Raw genomic sequence first — 15,367 nt, forward strand, 5'->3', positions numbered from 1 at the left:
TGCACGGTAATGGTTCATGTTCTTACGTCATTCCTTATCCCTGTGCGTCGGCCTCCTGGGCCTGTTCGCCGTTAATCAGGCCATGGCCGGTATTTCGTTGAGCAGCACCCGGCTGATTTTCGATGGCAAGCATAAAGAAGCCAGCATCACCGTGCGCAACAGCGGTGCAGACGTATTGGTTCAGTCCTGGGTCGACACAGACAGCGACGAAGCAGGTTCAGCGCCCTTCGCCGTCACCCCGCCTCTGGTGCGGGTCAGCGGCGATCAACAGCAGATTCTGCGGGTTATCTACGAAGGCACCGGTATGCCCAGCGACCGCGAGTCGGTGGTGTGGCTGAATGTGCAGGAAATCCCTCAATCGGCGAAAACCGCGAACACCCTGCAACTGGCGGTACGTCAGCGCATCAAGGTGTTCTTTCGCCCCGCCGGTTTGCCAGACAATGCCTATCAAGCGCCAACCGAGCTGCGCTGGCGACTGATCGAGCGCGCCGGCAAAAGCACGCTGGTGGTGAACAATCCAGGCCTCTATCACGTATCGATTGCCGACATAACGATGCAAGCGGGCGCCAGCATCGAGAAGCCATTCGATTCAATGATGATTGCGCCCGGCGAACAAAAAGAGTTTGCACTCAAACAACTCCACGCGGCCGGTTCTGCGCGACTGTCATTCAGCAGCATCAACGACTACGGCGCTCGAGACCGTTATGTCGCGCAACTTTCCAGCAACGCCGAAGTTAGCGCCAGCCTCGATAAAGAATCGCCATAACTCGCGTGCCGCTTTATCAGCCGCACTTTCACTGTATTTCTCTTCGCTCCGTTAGTTCGTATCGGAGGTGATATAGGGTTCCTGCATGTTTTTTTTCAAGCGCGATGGATTAGCGCCGTTTTCGGTTGCATTGATCGTCAGCACAACTTGCCTGGCCGACGGCGATGAACAATTCAATACATCGTTTCTGCAAGGCGCGACGTCTGCGGTCGATCTGCAGACCCTGCTCGCCGGCAGCCAGGTTCTCCCCGGCACTTATCGGGTCGACCTGTATGGCAATGACACCTTGGTTGGCCGTCGCGATATCGATTTTCGTCGCCAGCCCGACAGCCACAAGGTCGAAGCCTGCCTGACGCTGGACATGCTCAAGCAACTGGGTGTGGATCTTGGCAAGCTGCAGGCCAGCGGCAAACTGGACAGCGCCGCCGCCGACACCTGCCTTGATCTGCCCGCGCTGATCGATCAGGCCACCGTGCGCTACGACGTGCCGCGCCTGCGCTTGTTGGTCAGCGTGCCGCAAAGCGCCATGGAGCGCGGCCGCCGTGGTTATGTCGATCCGGCGCTGTGGGACGAAGGGGTACCCGCAGCGTTCATCAACTATCAAGTGAGCAGCAACCGCAACAGCACCGACGCTGATACCACGTTTGCCAATAACGTCGGCCTGCGCAACGGCATCAACCTCGGCGGCTGGCGCTTGCGCAACGAGTCCAATTTCAACAGCAGCACTGGACGGCCAAGCACGTTCAAGAGCAATCGCAGCTATCTGCAACACGACGTCACCGCGTTGAAGGGCCAGTTCAGTGCCGGCGATATCTTCTCCGACGCCGACCTGTTCGACAGCGTACGCTATCGCGGCCTGAAACTGGCCTCCGACGACGGCATGCGTGCCGATAGCGAGCGCGGTTATGCGCCGGTGATTCGCGGTATCGCACAATCGAGCGCAACCGTGGAGATTCGCCAGAACAATTACATTCTGTACACCGCCAACGTGCCGCCGGGGCCGTTCGAAATCAGCGACATCTATCCCAGCGGCTCCAACGGCGATCTGGAAATCACTGTGATCGAGGCCGACGGTCGGCGCCGGGTGACCGTGCAGGCGTTTTCCAGCCTGCCGATCATGGTTCGCGAAGGGCAACTCAAGTACAGCGTCTCGGCGGGCCGCTACAACAGCAACAGCGATGATCAGCAATCGCCGGAGTTCGTCAGTAGCACGGTGGCTTACGGTGTCAGCAGCAATTTGTCGGCGATCGTGGGCACTCAGGCCAGCGAAAATTTCCAGGCGTTTTCCGTTGGCGCCGGTCGCAACACCGCGATCGGTGCTATCTCGCTGGACCTGACCCACTCCAGCAGCCGCACATTTGGCCAGACCGTCAAGGGCAACAGCCTGCGCGCGCTGTACGCCAAGACGTTCACCGGCACCGACACCAACTTCACCCTCGCCGCTTACCGCTATTCGACCGAGGGCTATCGAACCTTCAGCGAACACGTCGAGGAACTGAGCAGCGAGGGCCAGCAGCGCACCGGCAACTCGAAAACCCGCACTGACCTGACCGTCAACCAGAGCCTTGGACGCAATCAGCAGTTCGGCAGCATTTACCTCAATGCCAGTGACCAGCGCTACTGGGGACGTGGCGGTTCGCAAAGCCTGGCGGCCGGTTACAGCAACTATTGGGGTGACGTCAGCTATAACCTCAGTGCGACCTATACCAAGGATGTCGGCAACTACGGTCCGGCGAACAACGACACCCTGTTCAACCTGTCGCTGTCGTTCCCGCTGGGCTCGAAACCGCGCGCGCCACGCGCCTTCGTCTCGGCCAGCTCGCAGAAGGACACCAGCAGCACCCAGGTCGGCATCAACGGCTATCTGTCCGAAGACAGCGACACTTACTACTCGGTACAAGGCGGCAACAGCCGCACCGGCGGCAGCACCGGCTCGGCCAACATCAGCACGCGAACGTCGGTGATGGACATCAGCGCTGGCTACAGCCAGGGCCGCGGCTACAACTCGCAGAACCTCAATGTGGCCGGTTCGATTGTCGGCCACGCGGGCGGCATCAACCTCGGTCAGACCGTCGGCGAGACGTTCGCGCTGGCACAGGTCGAGGGTGTTGAAGGTGTGAAGATCGCCAGCTTCTCCGGGGCAAAAACCGCCGGCAACGGTTATGCGGTGGTATCCAACGCGCAGCCGTATCGGGTCAACTGGATCAGCCTCGACACCCGCGATCTGGGCGGCGATCTGGAAATCGAAAACGCTACTCAGCAAGTAGTGCCACGCCGGGGTGCAGTGGTGCTGGCGCGCTATGCGAGCAAGAGCGGACGTCGCGTGCAGTTTTCCCTGTTTGACGCAAAACACCAACCGATACCGTTTGGCGCCGCGCTGGAAGACGCTGCCGGCAAGCAACTGGCAATCTCCGACCCGAGCGGCAAGGCCCTGGCCCTGGTCGAAGACGACGCCGGCACCTTGACCATCAACTGGCAAGGCCAGCATTGCGAGGCACCCTATGCGCTGCCGGAGCGCGACAAGGCGTTGAACTACGAACGCGCCTCACTGGTATGCCGCCCGACTCCCCTGTAGGAGCGAGCCTGCTCGCGATGGGGGCTTCAGCCGCACCCTCTCTACTGACCGGTAAGCCGCCTTCGCGAGCAGGCTCGCTCCCACATTGACCTGTGGCAGGCAGACATTCGTGTCCGCTGGAGATCCCCTGTGGGAGCGAGCCTGCTCGCGAAGGATGCGCCTCGGTGTGGATGAACAGATGCGCGCTAGAAATCGCGCTTGTAGAAAATATCCAGCGAACTCGCCACGCCGCTCGCCGCTTCGACATAGACCTTCTTGCTCAGCTTGTAACGCAGAGCGATGGTGCTGGCCGGTTCGAAGACGCCAACGCCGTAGCGCAGGCTGAGTTTTTCGGAGATGTTGCCGCTGGCGACGACGCTGGTGTCGTTGCCGCTGCCTTGGGTGTCGAGTTGGAAATCCTGAATGCCCAGATCCTTGGCCAGGCCACTGGTCACCCCGGCACTGCCCATCAGGCCCAGGCCTAGCGCGGCTTGCGCGAGCATGTTGTTGTCTTCGCCATTGGTGCTCAGCGGACGGCCCAGCACCAGGTACGACAGCGCCTGTTCCTGACTCATCGCCGGTTCGGAGAAGATCTGCGTGGTCGGCTGTTCGGCGCTGCCGCTCAGGCGAATACCAGCAATGACGTCGTCGGTCTGGCGGATCGCTTCGATGTCCAGATACGGCTGATCAATGGGGCCGGCGAACAACAGACGCGCACGTCGCACTGTGAGGCGCTGGCCGTAGGCGCGATAGCGGCCGTCGTTGAGCCACAGTTCGCCACGGGTGTCCATGTTGTCGCCGATGTGCACCTGCCCCTGCAGATTGGCGGTCAGGCCGAAACCGGCGAAGCTCAGCTTGTCCTGGCCGACGATCACGTCGATGTCCATCTTCATGGCGATCGGTGGTTTGCCCTCCTCGGTCTGTGCGCCAACGATGATCGTGTCGTCGGAGACTTTTACCGTCGACGGCGGCAGTTCACGCACGATGATTTCGCCTTTGGGCACCAGCACCTTGCCGGCGATTTTCAGCTCATCGCCGGCCATGGAAATCTTCAGATCCGGCGCCATTTCAAGTTTGGCGTAGGGTTCGACGCTGACAGGCAACTGCGTCCCCTTAAGCGCCAGATCGACCACCAGCGCCTGCCCCCAGGCGACGTTGCCGTTGAGGCTGCCCTGGCCGGTCTTGCCGCTTCTCCAGCCGCCGTCCAGACGCACCGACTCGCCGGCAATCGCCGCGGTCAGTTGCAGGTTCTGCAACTCCATCGGCAGTTCGGCGCCGGACACTTCACCGTCGCTCAGTTGCACAGTGCCGTTGACCAGTGGCGCCAGCAAACCACCGGAGATCGTGCCGCTGCCGTTGAGGCGCCCGCTGAGTTTCTCGACCATCGGCACAAACGGCCGCGCCACTGACAAATCCAGACCAGTGAGGCGGAACGAGCCGCTCAGCGGTTTGTTTTTCGGCAGCGGATTGAGCTGCGTCTGAACCATCAATTCGCCGAGCTTGCCGCCGACGAAATTCAGTTCGGTGTCGACGCGTTTGGGCGTGAGCTTGCTGCTGAGCTTGAGCGTCTGGTACGGGAAATCCAGCCACTGATCCTTGTCGCGCACGCGCAAGGTGCCGCCGCTGGCATCGACACTGACCACACCATTCGGGCCGCTGGCCGGCAGGTCCAGTTGCAGATCGGCGTTGAGCCGGCCCTGCCAGGCGAAGTCCTTGGGCAGCCATTGCGCGAGGCTTTCGATGGGGAATTGCTTGAGGTGATAGCGCAATTTTGGCTCGGGCATCAGGCGCTGATCTTCACCACACAGGCTGGCATTGCCGGACAGCCAGCAATGCGCGCCGAAATTGATCTGGCCGTTCGCCAGACGCTCCAGCCTGGCCGGGCTTTGTAGCTTCCAGTCCTGGCCACCGGCCTGAATGTCACCACTGGCAAGACGTCCGCGCCAGTTGCCCTTGTCGAGATTGCCATCCAGACCCAGCGCCAGCTTCAGCTTCGGCCCGATCAGGTCGAGGTTGAGTTTCTGGCTCTTGATATCGCCCTGAGCACTGGCGGTCAGGGTGCCCAGCGCGGTGTCGCCGGTCTGAATGCCGCTGCCTTTGAGATTGATCTTCGCTCGTTGCGCACTGTCGAGGGTGGCGTCGAGGTTGAGGCTTTGCAGGCGGTTGTCCTGGAAGGCCAGTTGCGAACCCTGCAGATCGAACTTGCCCTGCGGCGCCTTCAGCGTACCGGCGACATTGACCTGACCGTTGACCTGCCCGCGCAATTGCGGCCACAGCTGGGCCAGACGCGGCAGCTTGATATCGATCTGGCCATTGAGTTTGTCCTGCAGACTCCCCTTGCCGTTGATGCTGTTGTCGCCGAGGCGGATTTGCAGGGCGTTGAGGTTCCAGCGTTCACCGGCACCATCGGCCTTGGCTTGCAGAATTGCCGGCTGGCCGCGCAGTTTGCCTTTGAGGTCGAGGTCGGCGCTGAGGCTCAGGCGATCGTTCTTCATCTCGCCTTTGCTCTTCAACGGCCCGGCCAGAGTGCCCGGCAGTTCCGCGACCCAGTACGCCGGGTTGAGCGCCGACAGATCCAGTGCCGTGTCCCAGGCGATGCCGTCGCCGAAGCGCACGTTGACGTGCCCTTCGGCCTTGCCCTGCCCGGCCTGCATGACCAGTTGCGGCAAAGCAATCTGTTCCAGACTGCCGCTGAACGGACTGCTTAAAGTGAACGCCCCCGCCGGGCCATCCAGCGCAGCGTCGAAGTTGCCCAGATACTGACCGTCGGTGTAGGACACTTCGCCAGTGAAAGTACGCAACGTCACTTGCGGCTCATCGATCTCCGGATAGAGCCGGTGCCACGGGAAGTCTTGCCAATTGATATTGGCCTGGGCGCTGAGGCCCTTGCTCCAGTCGACATGGCCGGTGAGCTTGACGCTTTGCTTGTCGTTGGCGTTGAGGTCGAGGCCGGCGATCTGCGCGCCGTTGGCGTCGACCTTGCCTTTGAGTAGCAGCGCCACCGGCGATTTTTCGGCGGGCAGCGTGGCGTTGCCGAGCAGTTGATAACCGTTTTTCAGGTCGCCTTCGCCGGTCAACACCAACTGGTTGAATTGCAGGGTGTCAGGCAGATCGGCGCTCGGTTTGAACGCCTCGCTGGTGATGCGCACCTTGGCCGGGAGGTTTTCCGCCAGCGCTTGCAGTTCACCGCTCAGCTGGCCGTCGAGGTAGCCACGGCTGTCGGCATGCAGGTTGAGGGTTTTCAGCAGATCGCCTTCGACCTTCAGGGCCAGCGTCCACGGCGCAGTGCCCGGTGCGGGCAAGGTCAGATCGCCCTGAATGTTCAGCGGCCAGTCGCCGGTGGGTTGCAGCAGGCCGGACAGGTTCACGCTGAGTTCATCGCGCTGCAGTTTCACGCTGTCGATCTGCAAGCCCTGAGCGGTCCAGTGTGCCGCCAGTTGCAGGCCCTTGAGCTGTTCGCTGCCGTTGAACAACAGGCTGCCCACCTGAACGTCGCCGAGTTCGATGGCCAGCGGCAACTGCAGATCGGGCAGTTTGATCGGGCCGCTCTCGGTAGTTTCCTCGCTCGGCGGAAATTGCAGGACCACCTGCTCGGCCTTGAGCTGATCGATGCACAAGGTCATACGCGTCAGGCACAGCGGCGACCAGGCGAAGATCGCCTTGCTCAGCTCGACGCGACTTGTGTCCTGCTGCCAGAGCAGGTGATCTGCGCTCCATTGGCCAGCGAGGCGACCGTGGAAATTCTCCACGCTCAGGCCCGGCACCAAGCCTAGTGCCCAGCGACTGCCCGCCTGCGTGCCAAGCAAGGCAGCGAGGCTCAAGACCAGCAACAAGACCAGCGCCAACAGGGCCAGCGCCGTTATTTTCACACCACGCTTCACAGCTCAGGCCCCATGGAAAAGTGCAACCGAAAGCCGCCGTCATCGTCCAGCGCACGAGCGAGGTCGAGGCGGATCGGCCCCACCGGCGAGACCCAGCGCACGCCCACACCGACCCCGGTCTTGAGGTCGGGCAGTTCGAGTTTGTTGAAAGAGTTGCCCTGGTCGACGAAGGTCGCGACCCGCCACTTCTCGGCGATCGAATACTGATATTCGACACTGCCGGCAATCATGTAGCGGCCACCGATGCGGTCGCCGTCGGAGTTTTTCGGCGACAGGCTCTGGTAGTCGTAACCGCGCACGCTCTGATCGCCACCGGCAAAGAAACGCAGCGACGGCGGCACCGATTTGTAGCCATTGGTGGCGCTGCCACCGACCTGCACGCGGCCGAGCAAGCGGTGCTTGTCGAACACCGTGGTCAGGCCTTTGACCAACGCAGTGCCATATAAAAGGTTGTTGTCGGAGCCCAGACCTTCTTTCGCCACTTTGCTTTCGAAGCTCAGGCGATAGCCGTTGCGCGGGTCGATGCGGTTGTCGCTTTTCAGATACGAATAACTGATGCCGGGCATCAGCAAGGTACTCAGGCCCGAGTCGTCGCCGAGTTCGTATTCTTCGCGCTGCCATTTCAGCGAGATCACCCGCTGCCAGCCGCTGGGCAACTTGCTGTGCCATTCCGGGCCGAAGGTCAGCAGCTTGCTCAGGGTGTCGGAGCCTTCGATGTCTTCGAACTGATAGCCGCCGGCCCAGCGCAATTTGTCGGTCAATGGCGGGTCGAGCGGGATGTCGTAGAACAGCCCGACGTTCTGCCGGGGCGCCGAGAGTTCGGCTTCCCAGCCATAACTGTCGCCCTGCGGGTTGACCCAGTGGCGCGTCCAGTTGGCCTTGACGCGCGGTCCGACGTCGGTCGAGTAGCCGAGGCCCAGGCCCATGGTGCGTGGCTTGCGCGTGTCGAGTTTGACGTCGACCGGGATCACATCGTTCTTTGCCGCCGTCGGTGCCGCGTCGACGCGCACGCCTTCGAAGTAACCGCTCGATTGCAGGTCGCGATTGAGTTCGGCGATCAACTCGGAGTCGTACGGCTCGCCTTCCCTGAACGGCACCATGCGTTGCAGCAGCTCTTCGTCGAACGGCGTGTCGCCCTCGAAACTGACTTTGCCCAGCGCATAACGCGGGCCACTGTCGTAGATCAATTCGATATCGGCCACACCCGCGCGCGGATCGACCAGCAGTTTCTGGCTGGTGAAATGGCCACTGAAGTAACCGTAGCGCGAGGCCTGATTCTGGATCACCCGTTTGGCGTCTTCGTAACGGCCATGGTTGAGTACCGCGCCGGACTTGAGCAGGTCGCCTTTCGGCACGCGAAAGGATTTCAGCGAGGCCGCCGGGCCGTCGACACGCACGGTGACATTGCGCAGGCGAATCGGCTCGCCGGGATCGATGTTCAGCACCAGACGCGGTTTTTCCCCGCCCTTGACGTCACTGTCGATCTGCGGCTGATAGTAGCCCAGTGCCTGGGCCGCTTTGCGCGCCTGCTCTTCGGCGCCGCGAGTGAAGCGCAGCAAGGCTTCTTCGTCGCGATCGCCAAGGCTGCCGATATAGCCTTCTATATTGGCCTTGAGTTCATCGTGGGACGGTTTGATCCGTACATCCAATTCGCTTTGCGCCAGCGCCGCGCAGCTGGATAACAGCATCAGCACGCCGCTGGTAAATCTTCGTGGAAACTTCATAGGCGCGGATGCTATCACGGGCTTGGGAGCCTGATAGAACAGGTAATTTGTGAAGAAGTTCGATGATTACCCCGTTGCTGTTTGTAACACCTGCGGATTGGCGTGAAAAAATACGTGTTCGCGCACAGGCCCGACGGCAACCTCGCCGATCTCCTGATAACCCTGCCTTTTATAGAATTCCAGGTAGCGCGGGTTGCCCGTGTCGAGCACCACGCCTTGGGATGTTTCGTCGACCGCGCACCAGTTGTGCACGGCAGTGAGCAATTGCTCGCCGTAATGCTTGCCCTGAAACTGCGGATGCACGCCGAGCAACGGCAGCATATGCACCGAGTCGCCGGGCACGCATGCTGCCACCGCATCGTGATATTCCAGATAACGCCGGTTGCAGCGAAAACCGGTGCTGAGCACCATGCGCAAGCGCCACGCCCAACTTTCGGTGACGCCCAGACGCCGTTGCGGCGGTGCGATCAGGGCGATGCCGATCAAGCGATCGTTGACCAACAGGCCGATCGCCGGCAGATCCTGAAGGAAATGCTGTTTGACCAGTTCACGTACGGTGGCGCGCACGCGTTGTTCGTAGCCAGGGCGCTCGGCTTCGAACAGATAGCCAAAGGTCGGCTCGTGGCGATAGGCCTGATACAGCAAAGAGCGGGCTTCACGCGAGTAGCCGCGGTCGAGCATATGAACGTCGGCGACGGCGAACTGGGTTTCAGGCATGACGGTGATTCTCCCCGGGACGCGCTCGGAGGCTGGCGCGCTTGTTGGTACGAACCTTGGGCGGGTGGTGTGGTTCCCTCACAGGTATAGACCAAGTCGGGATCTTCATCGATCTTGCCGGCCTCTTCGCGAGCGGGCTCGCTCCCACAGGAGTGTGCGGTGTCAATGAGGGAGCGAGCCTGCTCGCGAAGGCGGCGGAACAGGCGCTACAAATCCCACAGGCCAAAATGATTTCTCCCACACTGGCCCATCTCCCCCATGTCAGCTAGCATCGCCCTTTTGCCAGGACTGCCGACCATGAAGATCGTTTCCTTCAACATCAACGGACTGCGTGCCCGTCCGCATCAGCTGGCAGCGCTGATCGAAAAACATCAGCCCGACGTGATCGGGCTGCAGGAAACCAAGGTTCACGACGACCAGTTCCCCCACGAAGAGATCCGCGCCCTCGGCTACCACGTGCACTTCCATGGCCAGAAAGGCCATTACGGTGTCGCCCTGCTCTCGCGCAACGAGCCAATCGCCATCCACAAAGGCTTCGCCACCGATGAAGAAGATGCCCAGCGCCGCTTCATCTGGGGCACCTTCGCCGACGCCCATGGCGTGCCGGTGACGATCATGAACGGCTATTTTCCCCAGGGTGAAAGCCGTGACCACCCGACCAAATTCCCCGCCAAGCAGCGTTTCTACAGTGATTTGCAAGCGCTGCTGGAAAGCCAGTTCCACAACGAACAGCCGCTGGTGGTGATGGGCGATGTGAACATATCCCCGGAAGACTGCGACATCGGCATCGGCCCGGACAACATGAAGCGCTGGCTGAAAACCGGCAAATGCAGCTTCCTCCCGGAAGAACGCGAGTGGATGGCGCGCCTGAAGAATTGGGGCCTGACCGACAGCTATCGCCACCTCAACCCCGACGTGACCGACATGTTCAGCTGGTTCGACTACCGTAGCCGTGGTTTTGAAGACGAACCCAAGCGCGGCCTGCGGATTGACGTGATCCTTGCCTCCCATGGCTTGCTGCCACGGGTCAAGGACGCGGGCGTGGACTACGAACTGCGCGGCATGGAAAAACCATCGGACCATGCGCCGATCTGGCTTGAACTGAGCTAAAAGCAAAAGATCGCAGCCTTCGGCAGCTCGTGCATGTGGAATGCATTTTCCTGTAGGAGCTGCCGAAGGCTGCGATCTTTTGGCTTGTCATATTTCGGTCACGCGCCTGACTTAATCTCCCCGGCAATCCCCTTGGCCTGATTCGGTGCCGGCATGACCCTGCGTGTTCTCTGCGTTTTCCTATTGAGTGGCTGGCTGTCGGTGTTCGCCGCCGCCCTGCCGATCCCCGAAAACGGCCCGGCATTAGGCATTCAGGGTTCCAACACCATCGGCGCCGAGCTCGGCCCGGCGCTGGTCGAAGGTCTGCTGCAGGAGCAAGGCCTGCTGAAAATCCACCGCGAAACCCCGGACACCGCCAACGAACAACGCATCGTTGGCCAGACCACCCAAGGGCAACGCGTGGTCATTGAAGTGGCCGCCCACGGTTCAAGCACCGGTTTTACCGCACTGAAAAATGCCAGCGCCGATCTGGCCGCCGCCTCCCGCGAGATCAAGGACAGCGAACTGCTGGCCTTGCAAACCCTCGGCGATCTGAAAAGCCCGCCGGCCGAGCAAGTCATTGCCATCGACGGCCTGGCGATCATCCTCAACCCGGCCAATGCGCTGCAGCAACTCGACACCGAGCAACTGGCGCGGATCTTTGCCGGTGAGGTGAAGCGCTGGGAAGACCTCGGTGGTCGTGGCGGCGCCATCCATTTATATGCGCGGGATGATCAGTCGGGGACATACGACACGTTTAAAGAACTGGTCCTGAGCCGTCGTGGGAAAAGTCTCAGTAGCGCAGCGAAACGCTTTGAATCCAGCGAGCAATTGTCCGATGCGGTCAGTGCCGATCCGCAAGGCATCGGCTTCATCGGCCTGCCCTACGTACGTCAGGCCAAAGCCGTAGCCATTGCCGACGGTGCTTCGCAAGCGATGTTGCCGCTCAACAATCTGATCGCCACCGAGGACTATCCGTTGTCGCGGCGCCTGTTTTTTTACCTGCCGCCGGACAGCCAGAATCCGTGGGCGCAGGCATTGACCAGGTTTGCCCAAAGCCCACAGGGCCAGGCGATCGTCGCGGCCAGCGGTTTTGTCAGCCAGACGGTGCGGGCCATGCGCGTGGCGCCGAATGCCCTGATGCCCGAGGGTTATCAAGCCCTCAGCCGGCACGCCCAGCGTCTTACGGTGAACTTCCGTTTTGCCGAGGGCAGCGCCAGCCTGGACAACAAGGCGCGGCAGGATCTGGCGCGGGTACTCGACTATATAAAGCGTCACGACAAGACCGACCGCGCGGTGACACTGGTGGGCTTTGGTGACCTGAAGGACGACCCGGCGCGGGCCGATCTGCTGTCGAAGTTGCGAGCGATGGCGGTGCGCCGCGAACTGGTCAGGAACGGCGTGGTCATGCGCGAGGTGCGCGGGTTCGGCGCGCTGATGCCGGTGGCGACGAACAGTGCGGACGAGGGACGAATCAAGAATCGGCGGGTTGAGGTTTGGGTCTATTGAATCTCCACGCCTGAACCGCTGTTGTGGCGAGGGAGCTTGCTCCCGCTCGGCTGCGCAGCAGTCGTAAATCCGGCTAACCCAGTACGCCTGTGAGACCGGGTTGTCTGGTTGGCGGGCCGCTGCGCAGCCCAGCGGGAGCAAGCTCCCTCGCCACAGTCAGAGTTCACATGAATCTGTGTGAAATCAGCGCTCGCTACGCAACATCTCCTTCGGCACATACTTGCCGATCTCGAACTTGCCGATCGCCGCGCGGTGCACTTCGTCCGGGCCATCGGCCAGGCGCAGGGTGCGTTGCATGGCGTACATGTAAGCCAGCGGGAAATCGTTCGACACCCCTGCTCCGCCATGCATCTGGATAGCGCGGTCGATCACCCGCAGGGCTACATTCGGCGCCACGACTTTAATCTGCGCAATCTCGCTTTTCGCCACTTTGTTACCGACGGTGTCCATCATGTACGCCGCTTTCAGGGTCAGCAGGCGCGCCATGTCGATCTCCATCCGCGAGTCGGCGATCTTGTCGACGTTGCCGCCCAGACGGGCCAGCGGTTTGCCGAATGCGGTGCGGCTCACCGAGCGTTTGCACATCAGTTCCAGCGCCCGCTCGGCCATGCCGATCGAACGCATGCAGTGATGAATCCGGCCCGGGCCAAGGCGACCCTGGGCGATTTCGAAGCCGCGTCCTTCGCCAAGCAGGACGTTTTCGTACGGCACCCGCACGTTATCGAACAGCACTTCGGCATGACCGTGCGGTGCATCGTCGTAACCGAATACCGGCAGCGGACGGACAATTTTCACCCCGGGTGTGTCCACCGGCACGAGGATCATCGAATGCTGGGCGTGACGCGGCGCGTCCGGGTTGCTCAAGCCCATGAAGATCAGAATCTTGCAGCGCGGATCGCAGGCGCCGGAGGTCCACCACTTCTTGCCGTTGATTACCCACTGGTCGCCATCGCGCACGGCGCTGGCGGCCATATTGGTCGCATCGGAAGAAGCCACGTCAGGCTCGGTCATGGCGAACGCCGAGCGGATCTCGCCGCGCAGCAACGGTTCGAGCCAGCGTTGCTTCTGTTCTTCATTGGCGTAACGCACCAGCACTTCCATGTTGCCGGTGTCCGGCGCCGAGCAGTTGAACGGCTCCGGCCCCAACAGGGAGCGGCCCATGATTTCCGCCAGCGGCGCGTATTCGAGGTTGCTCAGCCCGGCGCCCAGTTCCGACTCGGGCAGAAACAGATTCCACAGACCTTCAGCCTTCGCCTTGGCTTTGAGCTCTTCCATGATCGCGGTCGGCTGCCAGCGATCGCCCTCGGCGACCTGGCGTTCGAACACGGCTTCAGCCGGGTAAACGTAAGTGTCCATGAACGCGGTCACGCGCTCACGCAGTTCTTGCACCTTGGGCGAATAAGCGAAATCCATGGGTATTTACCTTCTCGGGCAGAGGTTGTTCAAGTCATGCAATCGATGCTAGAACAGCGCCGATAATTTACCTAGCCTATTCTCGGCGTGTATAAACATTCATCACCGATATATGATCGGCTGATTGCCAGCCCTTGAAACACCGTCCTCAATAACAAGAGAAACCGCGTTATGAATCTGAGCAAGGTCGACCTCAACCTTTTCATCGTCTTCGACGCGATCTACACCGAAGCCAACCTGACCCGCGCCGGGCAGATTGTCGGCATCACCCAGCCGGCGGTGTCCAACGCCCTGGCGCGGTTGCGCGAGACCTTCAACGACCCGCTCTTCGTACGCACCGCGCAAGGCATGGTGCCAACGCCGATGGCGCAGAACATCATCGGCCCGGTGCGCAATGCCCTGTCGCTGCTGCGCGTGTCGGTGCAGGAAAGCCGCATCTTCAATCCGGCGCAGGCAGTCAAGACCTATCGCATCAGCATGACCGACCTCACGGAAGCGATCATCCTGCCACCCTTGTTCCAGCGCCTGCGCCGCCTGGCGCCGACGGTGATTATTGAAAGCTTTCTGTCGAAACGTCGGGAAACCACCAAGGAACTGGCCGCCGGGCGTCTGGATTTTGCCGTCGATGCGCCGCTCAATACCGACCCGCAGGTGCGCCACGTCAAGCTGATGGATGACCGTTACGTCTGCGCCATGCGCAAGGGCCATCCGCTGGCGGGCAAGGAAAAACTCAGTCTCGATGACTATTTGTCGCTGACTCACATCCATATTTCCAGCCGCCGCAGTGGTCTGGGTTATGTCGATCTGGCGCTGGGCAAAATGGGCATCCAGCGCAAGATCGCCCTGCGCTCGCAGCACTATCTGATGGCCTCGCAAGTGATGCAGCAGACCGACATGGTCATGACCGTGCCGGAACGCTTCGCCCGCCGCCATGATCTGCAGGCGTTCAATTTGCCGGTAAACGATGTGCCATCGGTGGAAACGCACCTGTACTGGCATGAAAGCACCGACCAGGACCCGGCCAATCGCTGGATGCGCGAGCAGATGATCGAGTTGTGCCAGCAGGTGACGGCGCAGGAGAAGAAGCTCGATAAAGTGTAGGGCTTTTTACCGCGTTATTCGTTCTTCGCGAGCAGGCTCGCTCCCACATTGGATTGCATTTCATCTGAAGGAACGCGGTCGAATGTGGGAGCGAGCCTGCTCGCGAAGAGGCCTGCACAGACAACCCAAAACCATCCCGCTTGACGTAAACGTAAACCACCGATTAGCTTAGCGCCATGCCCCTTTTCCGAGCGCTTTCATGAGCAGTCAGACCTACAGCATTTCCGACCTCGCCCGCGAGTTGGACATCACCACCCGGGCGATCCGCTTTTATGAAGAGCAAGGCCTGCTCAGCCCCGAGCGCCGTGGCCAGGAACGCATTTATTCACCGCGTGACAAGGTCACGCTGAAGCTGATCCTGCGCGGCAAGCGCATCGGTTTTTCACTGGCTGAATGCCGCGAGCTGATCGAACTTTACGACCCGTCCAGCGGTAACACCAGGCAACTCAACAGCATGCTGGCGAAAATCAGCGAACGCCGCGAACAGCTTGAACAGCAACTGCTGGATATCGAGCAGATGAAGCTGGAACTGGATACCGCCGAAGAGCGCTGCGTGCAGGCGCTGGAGCAGACGCTCAAAAGCCAGCAGGCGATCTAAAGAATCACCACTTCC

The 15,367-nt window shown here is 61.0% G+C and carries 10 protein-coding genes; 6 read left to right on the forward strand and 4 right to left on the reverse strand.

Annotated elements, in window-relative coordinates:
• Positions 1–16 precede the first annotated feature (16 nt).
• Both VNV36_RS04955 and VNV36_RS04960 read left to right on the forward strand, forming a co-directional pair.
• Positions 17–766 carry a fimbrial biogenesis chaperone gene (locus VNV36_RS04955; protein WP_325716766.1) on the forward strand — a complete coding sequence of 250 codons (750 nt, stop codon included), beginning with the start codon at positions 17–19 and terminating at the stop codon, positions 764–766.
• 85 nt (positions 767–851) lie between these two features.
• Positions 852–3,341 carry a fimbria/pilus outer membrane usher protein gene (locus VNV36_RS04960; RefSeq protein ID WP_325716767.1) on the forward strand — a complete coding sequence of 830 codons (2,490 nt, stop codon included), beginning with the start codon at positions 852–854 and terminating at the stop codon, positions 3,339–3,341.
• 185 nt (positions 3,342–3,526) lie between these two features.
• On the opposite strand, the gene VNV36_RS04965 is transcribed toward VNV36_RS04960, so the two are convergent.
• From VNV36_RS04965 to VNV36_RS04975, 3 genes are all read right to left on the reverse strand, one after another.
• Positions 3,527–7,201, reverse strand: coding sequence for a translocation/assembly module TamB domain-containing protein (locus tag VNV36_RS04965; protein ID WP_325716768.1), 3,675 nt, complete (start codon positions 7,199–7,201; stop codon positions 3,527–3,529).
• Complete coding sequence (locus VNV36_RS04970) at positions 7,198–8,925, reverse strand: autotransporter assembly complex protein TamA (RefSeq protein ID WP_325716769.1); 1,728 nt, start codon at positions 8,923–8,925, stop codon at positions 7,198–7,200. Before VNV36_RS04970 ends, VNV36_RS04965 begins: the two co-directional genes overlap by 4 nt.
• Before the next feature lie 66 nt (positions 8,926–8,991).
• Positions 8,992–9,642: a GNAT family N-acetyltransferase gene (locus VNV36_RS04975; protein WP_325716770.1), complete on the reverse strand. Its 651-nt coding sequence runs from the start codon at positions 9,640–9,642 to the stop codon at positions 8,992–8,994.
• Positions 9,643–9,939: 297 nt separating this feature from the next.
• Here VNV36_RS04975 and xthA point away from each other — a divergent pair, with 297 nt between their 5' ends.
• Together xthA and VNV36_RS04985 are read left to right on the forward strand one after the other, a co-directional pair.
• Entirely contained in the window at positions 9,940–10,752 is an 813-nt protein-coding gene (gene xthA, locus VNV36_RS04980) for an exodeoxyribonuclease III (RefSeq protein WP_325716771.1), read from the forward strand.
• Positions 10,753–10,905: 153 nt separating this feature from the next.
• Positions 10,906–12,240, forward strand: coding sequence for a substrate-binding domain-containing protein (locus VNV36_RS04985; protein ID WP_325716772.1), 1,335 nt, complete (start codon positions 10,906–10,908; stop codon positions 12,238–12,240).
• A 183-nt stretch (positions 12,241–12,423) separates the two neighbouring features.
• Here the strand turns inward: VNV36_RS04985 and VNV36_RS04990 are convergent, their stop codons facing one another.
• On the reverse strand, positions 12,424–13,653 hold the full coding sequence (locus VNV36_RS04990; protein WP_186622458.1) for an acyl-CoA dehydrogenase: 1,230 nt from the start codon (positions 13,651–13,653) through the stop codon (positions 12,424–12,426).
• Between the two features lie 171 nt (positions 13,654–13,824).
• On the opposite strand from VNV36_RS04990, the gene VNV36_RS04995 reads away from it, so the two are divergent.
• Together VNV36_RS04995 and VNV36_RS05000 are read left to right on the forward strand one after the other, a co-directional pair.
• On the forward strand, positions 13,825–14,754 hold the full coding sequence (locus VNV36_RS04995) for a LysR family transcriptional regulator (protein WP_325716773.1): 930 nt from the start codon (positions 13,825–13,827) through the stop codon (positions 14,752–14,754).
• Positions 14,755–14,953: 199 nt separating this feature from the next.
• Positions 14,954–15,352 carry a MerR family transcriptional regulator gene (locus VNV36_RS05000; protein ID WP_101159136.1) on the forward strand — a complete coding sequence of 133 codons (399 nt, stop codon included), beginning with the start codon at positions 14,954–14,956 and terminating at the stop codon, positions 15,350–15,352.
• Positions 15,353–15,367 lie beyond the last annotated feature (15 nt).

Origin of the sequence: Pseudomonas sp. (assembly GCF_035554175.1) — a bacterium.
Classification (GTDB): Bacteria; Pseudomonadota; Gammaproteobacteria; order Pseudomonadales; family Pseudomonadaceae; genus Aquipseudomonas.